10 protein-coding genes and 3 pseudogenes are annotated in these 15,285 nt (G+C 71.8%); 9 read left to right on the top strand and 4 right to left on the bottom strand.

The window, feature by feature from the left end; translation table 11 throughout:
* Positions 1–90: 90 nt before the first annotated feature.
* Complete coding sequence (locus tag ACWFR1_RS15830; RefSeq protein ID WP_453551173.1) at positions 91–1,377, top strand: glycosyltransferase; 1,287 nt, start codon at positions 91–93, stop codon at positions 1,375–1,377.
* Positions 1,378–1,573: 196 nt separating this feature from the next.
* On the top strand, positions 1,574–2,596 hold the full coding sequence (locus ACWFR1_RS15835; protein WP_453551175.1) for a helix-turn-helix transcriptional regulator: 1,023 nt from the start codon (positions 1,574–1,576) through the stop codon (positions 2,594–2,596).
* On the opposite strand, the gene ctaD is transcribed toward ACWFR1_RS15835, so the two are convergent.
* Positions 2,499–4,247, bottom strand: coding sequence for an aa3-type cytochrome oxidase subunit I (ctaD, locus tag ACWFR1_RS15840; protein WP_453551178.1), 1,749 nt, complete (start codon positions 4,245–4,247; stop codon positions 2,499–2,501). The two genes, ACWFR1_RS15835 and ctaD, sit on opposite strands and share 98 nt — an antisense overlap.
* 385 nt (positions 4,248–4,632) lie before the next feature.
* On the opposite strand from ctaD, the gene ACWFR1_RS15845 reads away from it, so the two are divergent.
* Complete coding sequence (locus ACWFR1_RS15845) at positions 4,633–4,848, top strand: I78 family peptidase inhibitor (protein ID WP_453551180.1); 216 nt, start codon at positions 4,633–4,635, stop codon at positions 4,846–4,848.
* 72 nt (positions 4,849–4,920) lie between these two features.
* On the opposite strand, the gene ACWFR1_RS15850 is transcribed toward ACWFR1_RS15845, so the two are convergent.
* Entirely contained in the window at positions 4,921–5,802 is an 882-nt protein-coding gene (locus ACWFR1_RS15850; RefSeq protein WP_453551182.1) for a phosphatase PAP2 family protein, read from the bottom strand.
* A gap of 406 nt (positions 5,803–6,208) precedes the next feature.
* On the opposite strand from ACWFR1_RS15850, the gene ACWFR1_RS15855 reads away from it, so the two are divergent.
* Positions 6,209–7,930, top strand: coding sequence for an MFS transporter (locus ACWFR1_RS15855; protein WP_453551184.1), 1,722 nt, complete (start codon positions 6,209–6,211; stop codon positions 7,928–7,930).
* Positions 7,931–7,972: 42 nt separating this feature from the next.
* On the opposite strand, the gene ACWFR1_RS15860 is transcribed toward ACWFR1_RS15855, so the two are convergent.
* Positions 7,973–8,416 carry a cell division protein SepF gene (locus ACWFR1_RS15860; RefSeq protein ID WP_453551187.1) on the bottom strand — a complete coding sequence of 148 codons (444 nt, stop codon included), beginning with the start codon at positions 8,414–8,416 and terminating at the stop codon, positions 7,973–7,975.
* Between the two features lie 312 nt (positions 8,417–8,728).
* On the opposite strand from ACWFR1_RS15860, the gene ACWFR1_RS15865 reads away from it, so the two are divergent.
* Complete coding sequence (locus ACWFR1_RS15865) at positions 8,729–10,027, top strand: DUF5685 family protein (protein ID WP_453551189.1); 1,299 nt, start codon at positions 8,729–8,731, stop codon at positions 10,025–10,027.
* 80 nt (positions 10,028–10,107) lie between these two features.
* On the opposite strand, the pseudogene ACWFR1_RS15870 reads toward ACWFR1_RS15865, so the two are convergent.
* Positions 10,108–11,085, bottom strand: a pseudogene (locus ACWFR1_RS15870) (ABC transporter substrate-binding protein).
* Here ACWFR1_RS15870 and ACWFR1_RS15875 point away from each other — a divergent pair.
* The 4 genes and pseudogenes from ACWFR1_RS15875 to ACWFR1_RS15890 all read left to right on the top strand — a co-directional run.
* Positions 11,059–11,775: pseudogene (locus tag ACWFR1_RS15875) on the top strand (DUF1684 domain-containing protein); the annotation flags it as partial. The pseudogenes ACWFR1_RS15870 and ACWFR1_RS15875 overlap by 27 nt on opposite strands.
* Positions 11,776–12,046: 271 nt before the next feature.
* Positions 12,047–12,901, top strand: coding sequence for a S1 family peptidase (locus tag ACWFR1_RS15880; RefSeq protein WP_453551192.1), 855 nt, complete (start codon positions 12,047–12,049; stop codon positions 12,899–12,901).
* A 227-nt stretch (positions 12,902–13,128) separates the two neighbouring features.
* The gene (locus ACWFR1_RS15885; protein ID WP_453551194.1) at positions 13,129–14,022 is read left to right on the top strand and encodes a S1 family peptidase; all 894 of its coding nucleotides are present in this window, start codon (positions 13,129–13,131) and stop codon (positions 14,020–14,022) included.
* A 60-nt stretch (positions 14,023–14,082) separates the two neighbouring features.
* Positions 14,083–15,209 (top strand): annotated as a pseudogene (locus ACWFR1_RS15890) (iron-containing alcohol dehydrogenase); the annotation flags it as partial.
* Positions 15,210–15,285 lie beyond the last annotated feature (76 nt).

The following is a 15,285-nucleotide window of genomic DNA, read 5'->3' on the forward strand; positions in this document are numbered from 1 at the left end:
ACAGACGGCCTCACCGACCGACTGACCGATTCACCGACCGACCGACTGACCGACTGACCGACTCACTGACCGGGGGGAACCGGCAGCGCGATGCGTATCTCTTTTCTGCTTCACAACGGCTACCACTACGGCGGCACGATCCGGTCGACCTTCACGCTCGCCGAGGAACTGGCCACGCGCCACGAGGTCGAGATCGTCTCGGTGTTCCGGCACCGCGACCGGCCGCTCCTCGGCCTCCCCACGAACGTGTCACTGCGTCACCTCGTCGACCTGCGCAAGGACAGCCCCGACTACGACGGCGACCACCCCGACTTCCACCGGCCCGCCGAGGTCTTCCCGCGCGGCGACGGCCGCTGGAAGCAGTACAGCGCGCTCACCGACGCCCGGATCGGGGAGCACCTGCGCGGCGTCGGGGCCGACGTCCTCGTCGGCACCCGCCCGGGGCTCAACGTGCACCTCGCCCGGCAGGCACGGCGCGGGCCGGTCCTCATCGGCCAGGAACACCTGATCCTGGACGGCCACAGCGTGCGGCTGCGCCGGGACATCCGCCACGAGTACGCGCTCCTCGACGCCGTCACCACGGTCACCGAGGCCGACGCCCGCGCCTACCGGCGGCTGGGGCTGCCCGGCGTACGGATCGAGGCCGTGCCCAACAGCGTGCCCGCGCCGGCGATCCCGCCCGCCGACCCCGCGGCGAAAACCGTCGTCGCGGCGGGCCGGCTGACCCGGGTCAAGCGGTACGACGTGCTGATCGACGCCTTCGCGGACGTGGCCGCGGACCACCCGGACTGGAAGCTCCGGATCTACGGCACCGGGGACGCCGTCCAGGACCTCAAGGGCGCGCTGGCCCGGCAGATCGAGGAACGGGGCCTCGGCGGGCAGGTCTTCCTCATGGGCGCCGTCGACTCGATGGAAGCGGAGTGGGTCAAGGGCTCGATCGCGGCGGTGACCTCGCAGCGGGAGTCCTTCGGGATGACGATCGTGGAGGCGATGCGCTGCGGGCTGCCGGTCGTGTCGACCGACTGCCCGAACGGACCGCGCGAGATCATCGAGGACGGGGTCGACGGGCGGCTCGTGCCGGTCGACGACGTGGCCGCGGTCGCGGGGGCGCTGCGCGGTCTCGTCGAGGACGACGAACTGCGCGCGAAGACCGCGCGGGCGGCGCTCGCCGCCTCGGAGCGCTTCGACCCCGCCCGGATCGGAGCCCGGCACGAGGCGCTCTGGACGGAACTCGTCGACCGGGGCGCTAGTCGGCGCACCCACGCGGCGGGGCACGCGAAGCGGCACCACGCCGTCGGCCGGGCCGTCGACGCGGTCTACACCCTGAAGGCGAGGGCGGGCCGCCTGGCCCGCGGACTGCTGCGCCGCATCCGCTGACGGACTCTGGCGTGACCGTCCCCGGCGGGACGGTCCTGGGCGGGACGGACTCCGGCGTGACGGATTCCGCGGGTCGGTCTTCGGCGTGACGGAGTTCGGCGGGACGGACTCCGGCCCGACGGTCCTCGGTGCGGGTGCCCCCCTCGGGGTCGTATCGAGGACCGTAGCTGTCCGCGAGGGCTGGCAGACTCGGGGCATGTTGGAGACCTCCGCACGGCTGCTGCGTCTGCTATCGCTGCTCCAGGCCCACCGGGAATGGTCCGGTGCCGATCTCGCCGACCGGCTCGGGGTGACCTCGCGTACGGTACGGCGCGACGTCGACCGGCTGCGCGAGCTCGGCTACCCCGTGCACGCCAGCCCCGGCACCGGCGGCGGTTACCAGCTCGGGGCCGGGGCCGAGCTGCCGCCGCTGCTCCTCGACGACGAGGAGGCCGTGGCGGTCGCGGTCGGCCTGCGCACCGCCGCCGGCCAAGGTGTCGAGGGCATCGGCGAGACCTCCGTGCGCGCCCTCGCCAAGCTGGAGCAGGTCCTGCCGGCGCGGCTGCGGCGACGGGTCGGCGCGCTCACCGAGTTCACCGTGCCCATGCTCCGTACGCCCCGGGACATGGTGGACCCGGAGGTGCTCACCGAGCTGGCCAACGCCTGCCGCGACAGTGAGCGGCTCCGCTTCGCGTACCGCGACCACGGCGGCGCCGCCACCCGCAGGACCGTCGAGCCGCACCGGCTGGTCTGCACCGAGCGGCGCTGGTACCTCGTCGCCTGGGACCTGGACCGCGAGGACTGGCGGACGTTCCGGGCCGACCGCATCGAGCCGAAGCCGCCGCACGGCCCGCGTTTCCCGCCCCGCGAACCGCCCGCCGACGACCTCGCCGCGCACGTGTCGAAGGGGGTGTCCGGCGCGGCCTACGCGACGGAGGTCACCGTCCGGCTCTTCGTCCCGCTCGCCGAGGCCGCCGGGGTCGTCGGTCCGATGGACGGGATCCTGGAGCCCGAGAGCGAGGGGACCTGCCTTCTGCGGGCGGGGGCGCACAACCTCCAGCTCGCGGTGGTGCACGTGGTGCTCATGGGCCTCGAATTCGAGGTGGTCGAGCCGCCGGAGCTGACCGAACGGGTCCGCGACCTCAGGGACCGGCTGTCCCGGGCTCTCGATCGGACGGAGGGGAGGCCGGCGGGGGAGACGGCGGGGAGGAGCGCCGGCGAGTCGGCGGCGGGCTCGTGAGCCGCATCCGTTCGTAGTCCGCGAACTCCGGGTGGTGCAGGTCGAAGGCGGGTGACTCGGAGCGGATCTTCGGCACGACCTCGAAGTTGTGCCGGGGCGGCGGGCACGAGGTCGCCCACTCAAGGGAGCGCCCGAAGCCCCAGGGGTCGTCCACGTCGACCTTCGCGCCGTACCGCCAGGTCCACCACACGTTGTAGAGGAACGGCAGCGTGGACGCTCCGAGCAGGAAGGCGCCGATCGTCGACACCGTGTTGAGGGCGGTGAAGCCGTCCGCGTCCAGGTAGTCGGCGTACCGCCGGGGCATGCCCTCGGCGCCGAGCCAGTGCTGCACCAGGAACGTCAGGTGGAAGCCGACGAACAGGGTCCAGAAGTGGACCTTCCCGAGCCGCTCGTCGAGCATCCGGCCGGTGAACTTGGGCCACCAGAAGTAGAAGCCCGCGAAGGTCGCGAAGACGACCGTGCCGAAGACCGTGTAGTGGAAGTGGGCCACGACGAAGTACGAGTCGGTGACGTGGAAGTCCATCGGCGGCGAGGCGAGGATGACGCCGGTCAGCCCGCCGAAGAGGAACGACACCAGGAAGCCGACGGACCACAGCATGGGCGTCTCGAAGGAGAGCGAGCCCCGCAGCATCGTCCCGGTCCAGTTGAAGAACTTCACCCCGGTCGGCACCGCGATCAGGAACGACAGGAACGAGAAGAACGGCAGCAGCACCGCGCCCGTCGCGAACATGTGGTGTGCCCAGACGACCACCGACAGGCCGGTGATCGCCATGGTGGCGGCGACGAGCGTCGCGTAGCCGAAGATCGGCTTGCGGGCGAAGACCGGGATGATCTCGCTGACGATCCCGAAGAACGGCAGCGCGATGATGTAGACCTCGGGGTGGCCGAAGAACCAGAAGAGGTGCTGCCAGACCAGCGCCCCGCCGTTCTCGGGCTGGAAGACCACGGAGCCGAGGCGCCGGTCCGCCTCCAGGACGAGCAGCGCCGCCGCCAGCACGGGGAAGGCGACGAGCACCAGGACCGCGGTGAAGAGGACGTTCCACGTGAAGATCGGCACCCGGAACATGGTCATGCCGGGGGCCCGCATCCCGATGACGGTGGCGAGGAAGTTCACCGAGGTGAGGATCGTGCCGAAGCCCGAGAGCGCGAGCCCCATGATCCACAGGTCGACGCCGACGCCCGGCGACCGTTCCAGGCTGTTCAGCGGGGCGTAGGCGGTCCAGCCGAAGGCGGCGGGGCCGTTCGGGGTGAGCAGCGAGCCGATCACCATCAGGCCGCCGAAGAGGAACAGCCAGTACGAGAACATGTTCAGCCGCGGGAAGGCGACGTCGGGCGCGCCGATCTGCAGCGGCACCAGCTCGTTGGCGAAGCCGGCGAAGGTGGGCGTGGCGAAGAGCAGCAGCATGATCGTGCCGTGCAGCGTGAAGGCCTGGTTGAACTCCATGTTCGTGACGAGCTGGAGCCCCGGGCGGGCCAGCTCGGCCCGCATCAGCATCGCCATGAGCCCGGCCAGCAGGAAGAAGACGAACGAGGTGGCCAGGTACAGATGGCCGATCTTCTTGTGGTCCGTCGTGGTGACCCAGTCGATCAGGACGCGGCCGTGCCGCTGCCGGGCCGATTCGACGGTCGCGGTCGCTGTCTCGGTGCCCATCGCTGCCTCCGCCTCGCGCCCCCGGGGCCCTGCTCGCCGGGCGTCCGGACATGATGCGTCCGGCGGTCCGGCGGTCGGGGGAGGGCCGGGTTCCGGCTGCTCCGATCGGCCGACGGTTCTCCGGCGGAACCCGCGTAAGCATTGTGTAAGGGAAGTGTGTGGGCACCGCGTGCGGCATCGGGGTAATTCGGCGTACGAAGCGCGGGGCCAGGTAATTCCCCGGCTTTTCCGGTGCTGTGGGCCTCTTCGTGCGAAGTGCTGGAGGCTTCGCGGAATTGCTGGAGAATCGGCCGGAAACTGTCCTTTCGAGTGACGATGGGCGTGTCAAACATATGTCGAGAACTTGTGACACAAGCGTGACCGCAAAGAGGCTAACGTGAGGCCTATGTCACCCACATCGCGCACTCCCGAACCGCCCCGAGACGCTCCCGAGTCCTATGTGGGACTCGACGCGGACGGTGCCGAGCAGCTCGCCAGGACACGGGGCTGGAAGACCGTCAGGTCGCTGCCGCCCGGCTCGATCATCACCATGGAATACCTGTCAGGACGCATCAACTTCGAGGTCGAGGACGGCACCGTCACCCGCTGCTGGCTCGGCTGACAGACGTTCACGGAGACGAGGAAGGGCCCCGGCCGAGGACGGTCGGGGCCCTTCTCTGTCGTCAGGGGGCGGTCAGCCGCGGGTCGCCGGGGCGCGGCCGCGGGCCACTCCCACGGTCTCGCGGACGGGCTCCTCGGCCCCGGCCGGACGCTGCGGGAAGAACCCCGGGCGCGGGCCTCCGGAGGCCACGGGCAGGGAGGGCACCAGCCGGCGACGGTCGCGCAGCCGGTCCCTGAGCCGGTCGCGAAGCGCGAGGATCCAGGACTCCGCCACCGCGAGGACCGGCTCGCACCAGGGCAGGGCGAGCAGGACCAGGAGCCCCGCGGCCCAGCCGAGCAGCACGTCGCTCAGCCAGTGCGTGCCCAGATAGACGGTGGTGAGGCCGACGCCGAGCGCGACCACGGCGGAGAGGGCCGACAGATAGCGCCTGGCTCGCGGGGTGGTCGCCAGGTAGGCGAGGATGCCCCAGGTCACGACCGCGTTGGCGGTGTGGCCGGACGGGAATATATCGCCGCCCGCGAAGAGCTCGGCGGAGCCGACCTGTGTCGCGTAGTGGGGGCCGAGCCGGCCGAGCCCGAGCTTGACCGCGCCGACCGAGACGTTGAGCAGCAGCAGTGCCGCGCCGAGACACAGCAGTGGCCGCAGGGTGTGCTGGCGCCAGGAGCGCCAGCCCAGCCATGCGGCCACCATGACGGCCGTGGGGCCGCGCTGACCGAGGACGACGTAGTAGTCGAGGAAGCCGTGGATCTCCGGCCACTGCTGATAGGGCCGGAACAGCATGATCTTCCAGTCGAGGGTCACCAGCCAGGTCGACAGCAGGACCGCGACGACAATGGCCAGATAGAACGCCGATGTCCCGCCGAAGAGCGCGAGACGCGTGCGGGTCATCCCCGGGACCTCTATCTTCGGCGGTTCCGGCTCCCGGTCCAGCCGGGCAAAGATGTCGGTACGCACCCAATCGACGTTACAGGGAGTGAGAAGCCGTCCCGGTCGATCCGGTGTCTTCGTGATGACCATGTGATGTGGAGTAGGTCTCAGTCGCCGGACCATTCCCGACGTCCGTCGGAAAATCCGATGACCTTCAGCCCTATTGCCGGCAGGGCTCTTTTCGGAAGAGTGTTTGAGCGCAGGGGAATTGCTTCAAACAGGTATACGTACGGAATTCCATGCGACGCGCGGGCCCCGCCGAGTGGCGTACGCCACACCGGGAGGCCCGCTGGGGTGAGAGCTGCACCACGCGCCCGGAGCCTGAACTCGCGTACGCTGACGGCTCACTCGCCCGTCGATGTCGGGCCGCCCCAGGGGCATACGCCCTGGTCGGCGCCTGCCGAGCGCGAGAGCTTCACTGGGAGGTACGTACATGTCGCGGACGATCACGGCCCGAGCGCGAGAGCGTGCCGTCGACGGCGGAACCAATCGCTGGGTCGTCCTGGTCGTCCTCTGCGTCAGCCTTCTCCTGGTCGCCCTCGACGCGACCATCCTCCACGTCGCCGTCCCCTCGCTCACCGAGGACCTGCGCCCCAGCTCCACCGCGCTGCTCTGGATCGTCGACGCCTACCCGCTGATCTGCGCCTCGCTGCTGATCCTCTTCGGCACCCTCGGCGACCGGGTCGGCAGACGGCGCGTCCTCCTCCTCGGCTACGCGCTGTTCGGCGTCGCCTCGGCGGTCGCCGCCCTCGCCACCGAGCCGGGGGTCCTCATCGCGGCCCGCGCGCTGCTCGGTGTCGGCGGCGCCATGATCATGCCCGCGACGCTCTCCATCCTCCGGACCGTCTTCCCCGACCGCCGGGAACGCGCCACCGCCATCGGCGTCTGGACCGCGGTCGCCGCGATCGGGGCCGCCACCGGACCGGTGCTCGGCGGCTTCCTCGTCGAGAACTACTGGTGGGGATCCGTCTTCCTCATCAACATCCCGCTGATGGCGCTGATCCTGCCGCTGGGCCGCCGCCTCCTCCCCGAGTCCCGGGGGGACTCCGACGGCCCCTGGGACGTCCTCGGCGCCCTCATGGCCGCCGCCGGTGTCCTCGGCTGCGTCCTCGGCGTCAAGCGCGCCGGGGCCGGCGAGCCGCTGCTCGCCCTCCCGACCGCGGGACCGCTGCTCATCGGCGCCGCGCTCCTCGTCCTCTTCGTCCGCCGGCAGAAGCGGCGCCGGCACCCGCTGATCGACATGGGGCTCTTCTCCCGGGCGGCCTTCACCACCTCGGTCGGCTGCATCGTCATCGGCATGCTGGCCCTGGTCGGCCTGGAGCTCATCGCCGTCCAGTACCTCCAGCTCGTCCTCGGACTGAGCCCCCTGGAGACCGGGCTGCGGCTCCTGCCGCTCACCTTCGCCGCCATGGCCGCCGGCGCCACCGGCTCGTACACCCTGCGCAGGATCGGTCCGCGCCGGATGGTCGGCTGGGGCTTCGTCCTCACCGCCGCCGCGGTGCTGCTGCTGACGCTCATGGGACAGGACGACCGGCCGCTGCTGCTCACGGTGGGCTTCGTGCTGCTCGGCTTCGGCCTGCAGACCACGCTCTTCTCGGCGTACGAGTCGATGCTCAGCGAGGCGCCGCAGAAGAGCGCGGGCGGCGCCGCCGCGATCGGCGAGACCTCGTACCAGCTCGGTGCCGGCATGGGCATCGCACTGCTCGGCAGTGTGATGAACGCCGCGTACGCCCCCGGGCTCGCCGCGGTCCCCGGTGTGCCGACGGAGGCGAGCGACGCCGCGTCGAACTCCCTCGGCGAGGCGTATCAGGTCGCCGACCAGCTCGGCGGCACGGCGGGCGCGGCCCTGCACGAGGCCGCCCGGCACGCCTTCGTGAACGGTCTGCACGTCACGCTCTGTGTGAGCGCGGTGCTGCTGCTCATCGGGGCGCTGATGGCCCGGCGGCTGCCGTCGGTCATGGAGTGTCCGGTGGAAGCGAACGAGTCGGCCGAGTCGTTCGAGTCGGCGGATCCGTGCACGGCGGGCACCTCGTACACGTCGTGCGAGCCGGCCGGGGTGTGCGAGCAGGCCGGGGCCCTGGAGCCTGCCGAGCCGCGGGTGCCCGCGACCCGGGAAGCGATCGAGCCCGCCGGCTCGGGACGACCGGCGCACTGACCCGATCCCTCGGGTGATGCCCGGTCGGACCGGCGGACCCGCTCAGCTCTGGTTGAAGAAACCGTCCTGCGGACGCCGGCGGGTCTCTCCGCCGACGATCTGGGTGTCGGCGGGGGTGAGCAGGAAGACCCGCGTCGCCACGCGCTCGATCGAGCCGCGCAGACCGAAGGCGAGACCGGCGGCGAAGTCGACCACGCGCTTGGCGTCGTGCGGCTCCATCGCGGTCAGGTTCACGATCACCGGAACACCGTCCCGGAAGAGCTCGCCGATGCCCCGGGCGTCCCGGAAGCCGTCCGGGGAGACGGTGGCGATCCGGCGGCCCTGATCCTGGGCGGTGTCCGTGGCCACCCGGACCCGGGGGTCCGTCACCCAGGCGTCGCCGGACGCGCCGTTCTCGGCACCGTCGGCGTACTCGTCGTCGTAGTAACGCTCGTCGTTGTCCTCGACGAGTCCCAGCCAGGCACTCGCCTTGCGCACCGATCCCATGGACGCCTCCTTTCAGCGCGGTCACTTGTGGTTCCGCAGTCCCTATCGTCGTCCATGATGCGGATCGCGCGCCAAGCGGATACACGCCGCGCAGGGGATTCGTGACGGTACTGGTGCAGAACGTGAGCATCGAATTCTGGCGATACGTCAGGAATCTTGCGGTATGCGGGGTCTGACGGAGGGGCGTGCAACTTAAAATATGAAAGTCGGGCCAGAAGGGTGACGGTGGGCGCGTACGGGTGAACGGGCCCGGCTCGCTACGATGCCGCGAAGCCGCTCGACGGCACTTCGTACGGCTCACGGGGGCACCTCATGTTCGGAATCGTCAGACCCTGCACGCACCGGCTCACCGACGGGCTCAAGGTCGAGTGGATGGCCCACCTCTGCGGCCTCTGCCTGGCACTTCGCGCGGACCACGGGCAGTTCGCCCGGGTCGTCACCAACTACGACGGGCTCATCGTCTCGGTCCTGACGGAGGCTCAGACCGGCACGGTGGCGAGCGGGCGGCGCACCGCGGGCCCCTGCCCGCTGCGCGGGATGCGGACCGCGCCCGTGGCCCAGGGGGAGGGCGCGCGCCTCGCCGCCGCCGTCTCGCTCGTCCTCGCCTCGGCGAAGGTACGGGACCACGTCGCCGACCGGGACGGCCTGTTGGCCCGCAAGCCGGTCGCCGCCGCGGCCCGCCGGGTCGCCCGCTCCTGGGACCGGGCCGGCGCCAGGACCGGCCGCGCCCTCGGCTTCGACACCGCCGTCCTCGTCGACGCCGTCGACCGGCAGGCCGGGCTCGAGTCCCTCGCCGGCATCGGTACGCCGCTGCTGGCTGTCACCGAGCCGACCGAGACCGCGACGGCGGCCGCCTTCGCGCACACCGCCGTCCTCGCGGGGCGGCCGGACAACGCCGCGCCGCTCGCCGAGGCCGGCCGGCTCTTCGGCCGCCTCGCCCACCTCCTCGACGCCGTCGAGGACCAGACCGCCGACGCGGCGGCGGGCGCCTGGAACCCGCTCACCGCGACCGGCACCTCCCGCGAGGAGGCGCGACGGCTGGCCGACGACGCCCTGCACGGCATCCGGCTCGCGCTGCGGGACGCCGAGTTCGTCGACGGCAAGCTGGTCCATGTCCTGCTCGCCCACGAGCTGCGGACGTCGGTGGACCGGGCCTTCGGCACGACGAGCTGCTCGCACGGGGCGCCGGGGCAGGGGCCGGTGCACGGGCAGGGCCCGGTGCCGGGGAACCCGTACGCGGCACACGGGCCGGGACCCGTCCCCGGTAACCCGTACGCCCCCGGCCCGGGTGGCCCGGGTGGGCCCGGTGGGCCGTACGCCCCCGGCCCCGGTGGTCCCGGAGGCCCCGGTGGGCCGTTCCCGCCCGGGCCGCCGAACCGGCGCGGCCTGATAGCCGGATGCGCCCTCTGGGTCGGGCTGGCCTGCACCTGCCAGATGTGCTGCGGGACCTTCGAAGACCCCTGGAGCCGGCAGCGGCGCGAGGGGCTCTGCCAGCAGTGCGACCCCGGCGGCTGCTGCGACTGCTGTGACTGCTGCAGCAACTGCGGCGACTGCTGCTCCAGCGGCGGGGACGGCTGCTGCGGGGGCTGCGACTGCGGCTGCGACTGCTGACACCCCGGCTGACACCCCGTCGGCCCGGTGCTGACACCCCGTCGGCCCGCTGGGGACCCCCATCCGGGCCGACGGTCCCGTCACTTCGTCGATGCCGGCAGCTCCGGCGGAGTGATCTGGGAGCGCGCGATGCCCGACCCCGTCACGCCCCACTTCTCCAGGATCCGGTCGTACGTCCCGTCGGCCTTCAGGCCGTTCACCGCCGCCTGGAAGGCCGGGGCGAGCGGGGTGCCCTTCTTGAAGGCGAAGCCGACGTCGAGCCGCCGGTACTCGTTGAGGAACTTCACGTTCCGCTGCTGCGTCACCGCTTACCACACGCCGTTGATCGTGCTCATCACGACGTCGCTGCGCCCCTGCTGGAGCGACATCCAGACCGCTCACGTCTCGGTGAAGACGTTCACCTCGTACACCGGCTTCCCGGCCTCCGCGCACCGGCCCTTGTTCTTCTCCAGGGTCTGCTCGAAGGTCGTGCCGGCGCCCGTCGCGACCTTCAGGCCGCATAGCTGCGAGAGGTCGGTGACCACCTTCAGCGGGCTGTCGGCCCGGATGGCGAAGCCCTGGCCGTCGTTGATGTACGTGACGAAGTCGATCGTCTTGCGGCGCGCCTCGGTCACCCCGAAGTCCCCGGCGCCGACGTCGTACTTGCCGCTGCCGAGGGCCGGCAGGATCGCCTCGAAGCCGACGACCTCGCGCTTCACCTCCAGGCCGAGGGCCTTCGCCACGGCGCCCGTGAAGTCGGCGTCCACCCCGACCACGCTCCTGCCGTCGGGCAGATAGGCCGAGCTGGGCAGGGCCCCGACCGAGGCGGCGATCGTGAAGCCGCCCCGCTGCCGGACGCCGGCGGGAAGCAGCTTCGCCGCGGCCTCGTTCTTCTTCACCGCCGACACCACGTCCTCGCTCGGCAGCGCGCCCTTCGCGGCGCCCGGCGCTCCCGAGGCCCCGGCCGGCGCGGTCGTGGGTTCGCCTCCCACGCAGGCGGTGAGCGCGAGCGTGGCGGCGGTGATCAGTGCGAAGCCGAGGGTCGTGCGGGCGGCGCCGGAACCCTCACGGGCACCCACTGGCTCTCGGACCACCCGGAGGGTCGAATTCCGGCCGTTCCCGGTGAGTGGCGGGAGGACGGCGACGAGGTCGTCCTGACGGCGGACGCCGAGGACGCGATCACCGTCGACGGGAAGCCCTTCGCCGGCACCGTGCGGCTCATCGCCGACCACGCCCCGAGCCACGAGTCGCGGGTCGAGTCGGCCGGCCGCCGTCTCGTGGTTCTGCGGCGCGAAGGGCTCTGGGCCGTACGGGACTTCGACCCCGGTTCGGAGGCGCGCCGCGCCTTCGCGGGCATCGAGGCCACTCCGTACGACGAGCGCTGGGTGGTGCCCGGCGTCTTCCGGCCGTACGAGGAGACGCGCAGCGTGCGGGTCGAGAACGCCGACGGGCGGGAGCGCGGTCTCGGGCTCGCCGGTGAGCCGGCCTTCGAGCTGCACGGCGGCGAGCACACCCTCCAGGTGGCCGTCGAGGACGACGGGTCGCTGTGGGCGGTCTTCGCGGACTCCACCAGCGGCCGGGACAGCTACCGCTTCCGTTTCCTGCGGCCCGCGGCTCCGGCGGCGGACGGCTCGGTGTCGGTGGACTTCAACCGCGCGCTGCTGCCGCCGTGCGCCTTCGCCGACCACTTCATCTGCCCGTTCCCGCCGCCGGGCAACACGCTGGACACCGCGGTGGCGGCGGGGGAGCGACGGCTGAACCCCTCCTGACGCGTTCCGGTCCCACCTGACCTGGGCTCTCCCGCAGGATGTGCGGGAATGGCGGGTGCCCCCGGCCGTGCCGGCCGGGGGCACCCGTGCATGCGGCGGTCTTGTGCGTCCGCTTCACTACGGCCACTATCACTCACGGTGCGTGTCAGGAACACGTCATCTCACGATGGGGGTCCCCCTGCTCGAACGGAGTTGAGAGCTTGGGGGACTCGCGGGCCCGCCACCCACGGGCCCCTCCGCTTTTCCCAGAAGGAGAACAGTGAGGAGCACAGTGAGGATCACCAGCACCCGACTGCTCGCGATCGCCGCGGGACTCGCCGCCGTGACGGCCCTCGGACTTCCGGGCGCCCAGGCCGCCCCCACCCCCGGCCCGGCCGGAGCGGCGCAGCTCGCCCGCGCCGACGCCGCCGTCGACGCCGCCGGGGTCGGCGGCACCGCCTGGTACGTGGACAGAGCGGCGGGCAGAGTCGTCGTCACCGCCGACTCCACCGTCACCGACGCGGGGCTCGCGAAGATCCGCGCGGCGGCCGGCGCCGACGCCGGAGCCCTCCGTGTCCAGCGCACCTCGGGCGTCTTCAAGCCGCTGCTCGGCGCGGGCGACGCCATCTACGGAGGCGGCTACCGCTGCTCGCTCGGCTTCAACGTCCGCAGTGGCAGCACGTACTACTTCCTCACCGCCGGTCACTGCGGCAACGTCGCCAACACCTGGTACGCCAACTCGGCGCAGTCCACCCTGATCGGCGCCACCGTGGGCTCCAGCTTCCCCGGCAACGACTACGCACTCGTCCGCTACGACAACACCTCGCTCAGCCACACCGGCGGCTTCACCGCCGCCGACGCCTACGTCGGTGAGTCGGTCAAGCGCTCCGGCTCCACCACGGGCACCCGCAGTGGCACGGTGACAGGCCTCGACGCCACCGTCCACTACTCCGGCGGCGGCACCGTCCGCGGCATGATCCAGACCAACGTCTGCGCCGAGCCCGGCGACTCCGGGGGCGCGCTCTACGACGGCACCAAGGCGCTCGGGCTCACCTCCGGCGGCAGCGGCAACTGCTCCACCGGCGGCACGACCTTCTACCAGCCGGTGCCGGAGGCCCTCGCCAAGTACCGGGTCAGCCTCCTCTGACGAACCGCAACTCCCTTCGCGGCAAGGCCTGTTGAAGGTCGTACGGCTGAAAGGCGCCCTTGCGGCCTGAAGTCGTACGGCCCGAGACTCCCCCCACAGCGCAGGCCTCGGGGGTGTCGTGTCGATGAGGCGAGCCCGGCCTCATCGACAAGACGCCCCCCAGGGCCGCGCCTCACGGGCCCGGCACCCCACGGCGGGCCCCCGATCCCCCTTGGGAGGAACGACAAGTGAGGACCACGCGCACCACCCCCACGAGAACCGTCCGCATGCTCGCCGTCGCCGCCGGCCTCGCCGCCGCCGCGGCGCTCGCCGTCCCCACCGCGAGCGCCGACTCGACGCAGACCTTCGGCGCCGAGCGGCTCGCCGCGGCGAGCGACGCCGTGCTCGCCGCCGATGTGGCCGGCACCGCCTGGCACATCGACACCGCCACCGGGGCGGTCGTCGTCACCGCCGACTCCACGGTCAGCCCCGCCGAGATCGCGAAGATCAAGCGCCAGGCCGGGGCCGACGCGGGCGCGATCCGGGTCGAGCGGACGCCCGGAAAGTTCACCAAGCTGATCTCCGGCGGCGACGCGATCTACGCTGACGCCGGCTGGCGCTGCTCCCTGGGCTTCAACGTCCGGGACAGTGCGGGCGCCTACTACTTCCTCACCGCCGGTCACTGCACCGACGGCGCGGGCACCTGGTACTCCAACTCGTCGCGGTCGACCGTCCTCGGCAACACGGCCGGGTCGAGCTTCCCGAACAACGACTACGGCATCGTCCGCTACACCAACTCCACGGTCACCAAGTCCGGCACCGTCGGCAGCCAGGACATCACCAGTGCCGCCAACGCGACCGTCGGCATGTCGGTCACCCGCCGGGGCTCCACCACCGGCACCCACAGCGGCTCGGTGACCGGTCTCAACGCCACCGTGAACTACGGCGGCGGCGACATCGTCTACGGCATGATCCGCACGAACGTCTGCGCCGAGCCGGGCGACTCCGGCGGCCCGCTCTACTCCGGCAGCAGGGCCGTCGGCCTCACCTCGGGCGGCAGCGGCAACTGCTCCTCGGGCGGGACGACCTTCTTCCAGCCGGTGACGGAGGCGCTGAGCGCGTACGGCGTGAGCGTCTACTAGGCAGCACGGCGGCGGGGGCCGGAGTCCTCTTGTGAATCCGTTCACAAGAGGACTTCCGGATGCGCCTCCGAGCAGGCCGTGATCCTCGAAGAGGAGGTGTACGAGGAGGGGATCGCCGAGTTCGAACGGCTCGGCGCCTACGTCGTCACCGCCGCCGAGAAGACCAAGCTGGAGGAGTGCGTCTTCGGCACCACCGCCTACGCCACCGGCTGTGACGGCGCCAAGCTCAACGCGGACGTCGTTGGCAGGTCCCCGCGGTGGATCGCCGAACAGGCCGGCTTCGAGGTCCCCGAGGACACCTCGATCCTCATCGCCGAGTGCGCCGAGGTCGGCGAGGCCGAGCCGCTCACCCGCGAGAAGCTCTCCCCGGTCCTGGCCGCCCTCGGCCGACTCCACCGAGCACGGCCTCGAACTCTCCGCCCGCATGGTCGAGTTCCACGGCCTCGGCCACAGCGCCGCGATCCACACCGAGGACGAGGACCGGACACCGTCATCGCCCTCGGCGGCGGCTCCCCGATGGACGCGGCGAAGATCATGTGGCTGATGTACGAGCGGCCCGAGGTCGAGTTCGCGGACACGAAGGAGAAGTTCTTCGACATCCGCAAGCGTGCCTACCGCTTCCCGAAGCTGGGCGAGAAGGCCAGGCTCGTCGCGATCCCGACCACCTCGGGCACCGGCAGCGAGGTCACCCCCTTCGCGGTGATCTCCGACCCCGAGGCCGCGCAGAAGTACCCGCTCGCCGACTACGCGCTCACCCCGGACGTCGCCATCGTCGACCCGGTCCTCCCGCTGCACCTCCCGGCCACGTCACCGCCGACTCCGGCTTCGACGCGCTGACCCACGCCACCGAGGCGTACGTCTCCGCCTACGCCAACGACTTCACCGACGGCCAGTGCCTCCAGGCCATCAGGCTCGTCTTCGAGAACCTGGAGACCTGTGTGACGGAGGGCGCCAGGGCGCCCGAGGCCCGCGAGAGGATGCACAACGCCTCCACCATCGCCGGGATGGCCTTCGCCAACGCCTTCCTCGGCCTGGTCCACGCCATGGCCCACACCCTCGGCAACACCTTCCACGTCGCTCACGGCCGCACCAACGCGCTGCTGCTCCCGCACGTGATCCGCCACAACGGCACCGTCACGCACAAGGCCGTGCCGTGGCCGAAGGCCGAGGTGGACGCGCCGAGGAGGCCCCCCCCCCCGGCGGGGGGGCGCCGCAGTGGGGCGTTCGGCCGCCGCCGTGGGGGCGCGTATAAACAACTGACGC

This window comes from Streptomyces sp. NPDC055103, assembly GCF_053607625.1.

Excerpts from the sequence above, each read along its gene's own strand:
- ACWFR1_RS15845 (WP_453551180.1), top strand. The coding sequence starts at position 4,633 with ATGTCACCCACATCGCGCACTCCCGAACCGCCCCGAGACGCTCCCGAG.
- ACWFR1_RS15865 (WP_453551189.1), top strand. The coding sequence starts at position 8,729 with ATGTTCGGAATCGTCAGACCCTGCACGCACCGGCTCACCGACGGGCTC.
- ACWFR1_RS15855 (WP_453551184.1), top strand. The coding sequence starts at position 6,209 with ATGTCGCGGACGATCACGGCCCGAGCGCGAGAGCGTGCCGTCGACGGC.
- ACWFR1_RS15835 (WP_453551175.1), top strand. The coding sequence starts at position 1,574 with ATGTTGGAGACCTCCGCACGGCTGCTGCGTCTGCTATCGCTGCTCCAG.
- ACWFR1_RS15860 (WP_453551187.1), bottom strand. The coding sequence starts at position 8,416 with ATGGGATCGGTGCGCAAGGCGAGTGCCTGGCTGGGACTCGTCGAGGAC.
- ctaD (WP_453551178.1), bottom strand. The coding sequence starts at position 4,247 with ATGGGCACCGAGACAGCGACCGCGACCGTCGAATCGGCCCGGCAGCGG.
- ACWFR1_RS15830 (WP_453551173.1), top strand. The coding sequence starts at position 91 with ATGCGTATCTCTTTTCTGCTTCACAACGGCTACCACTACGGCGGCACG.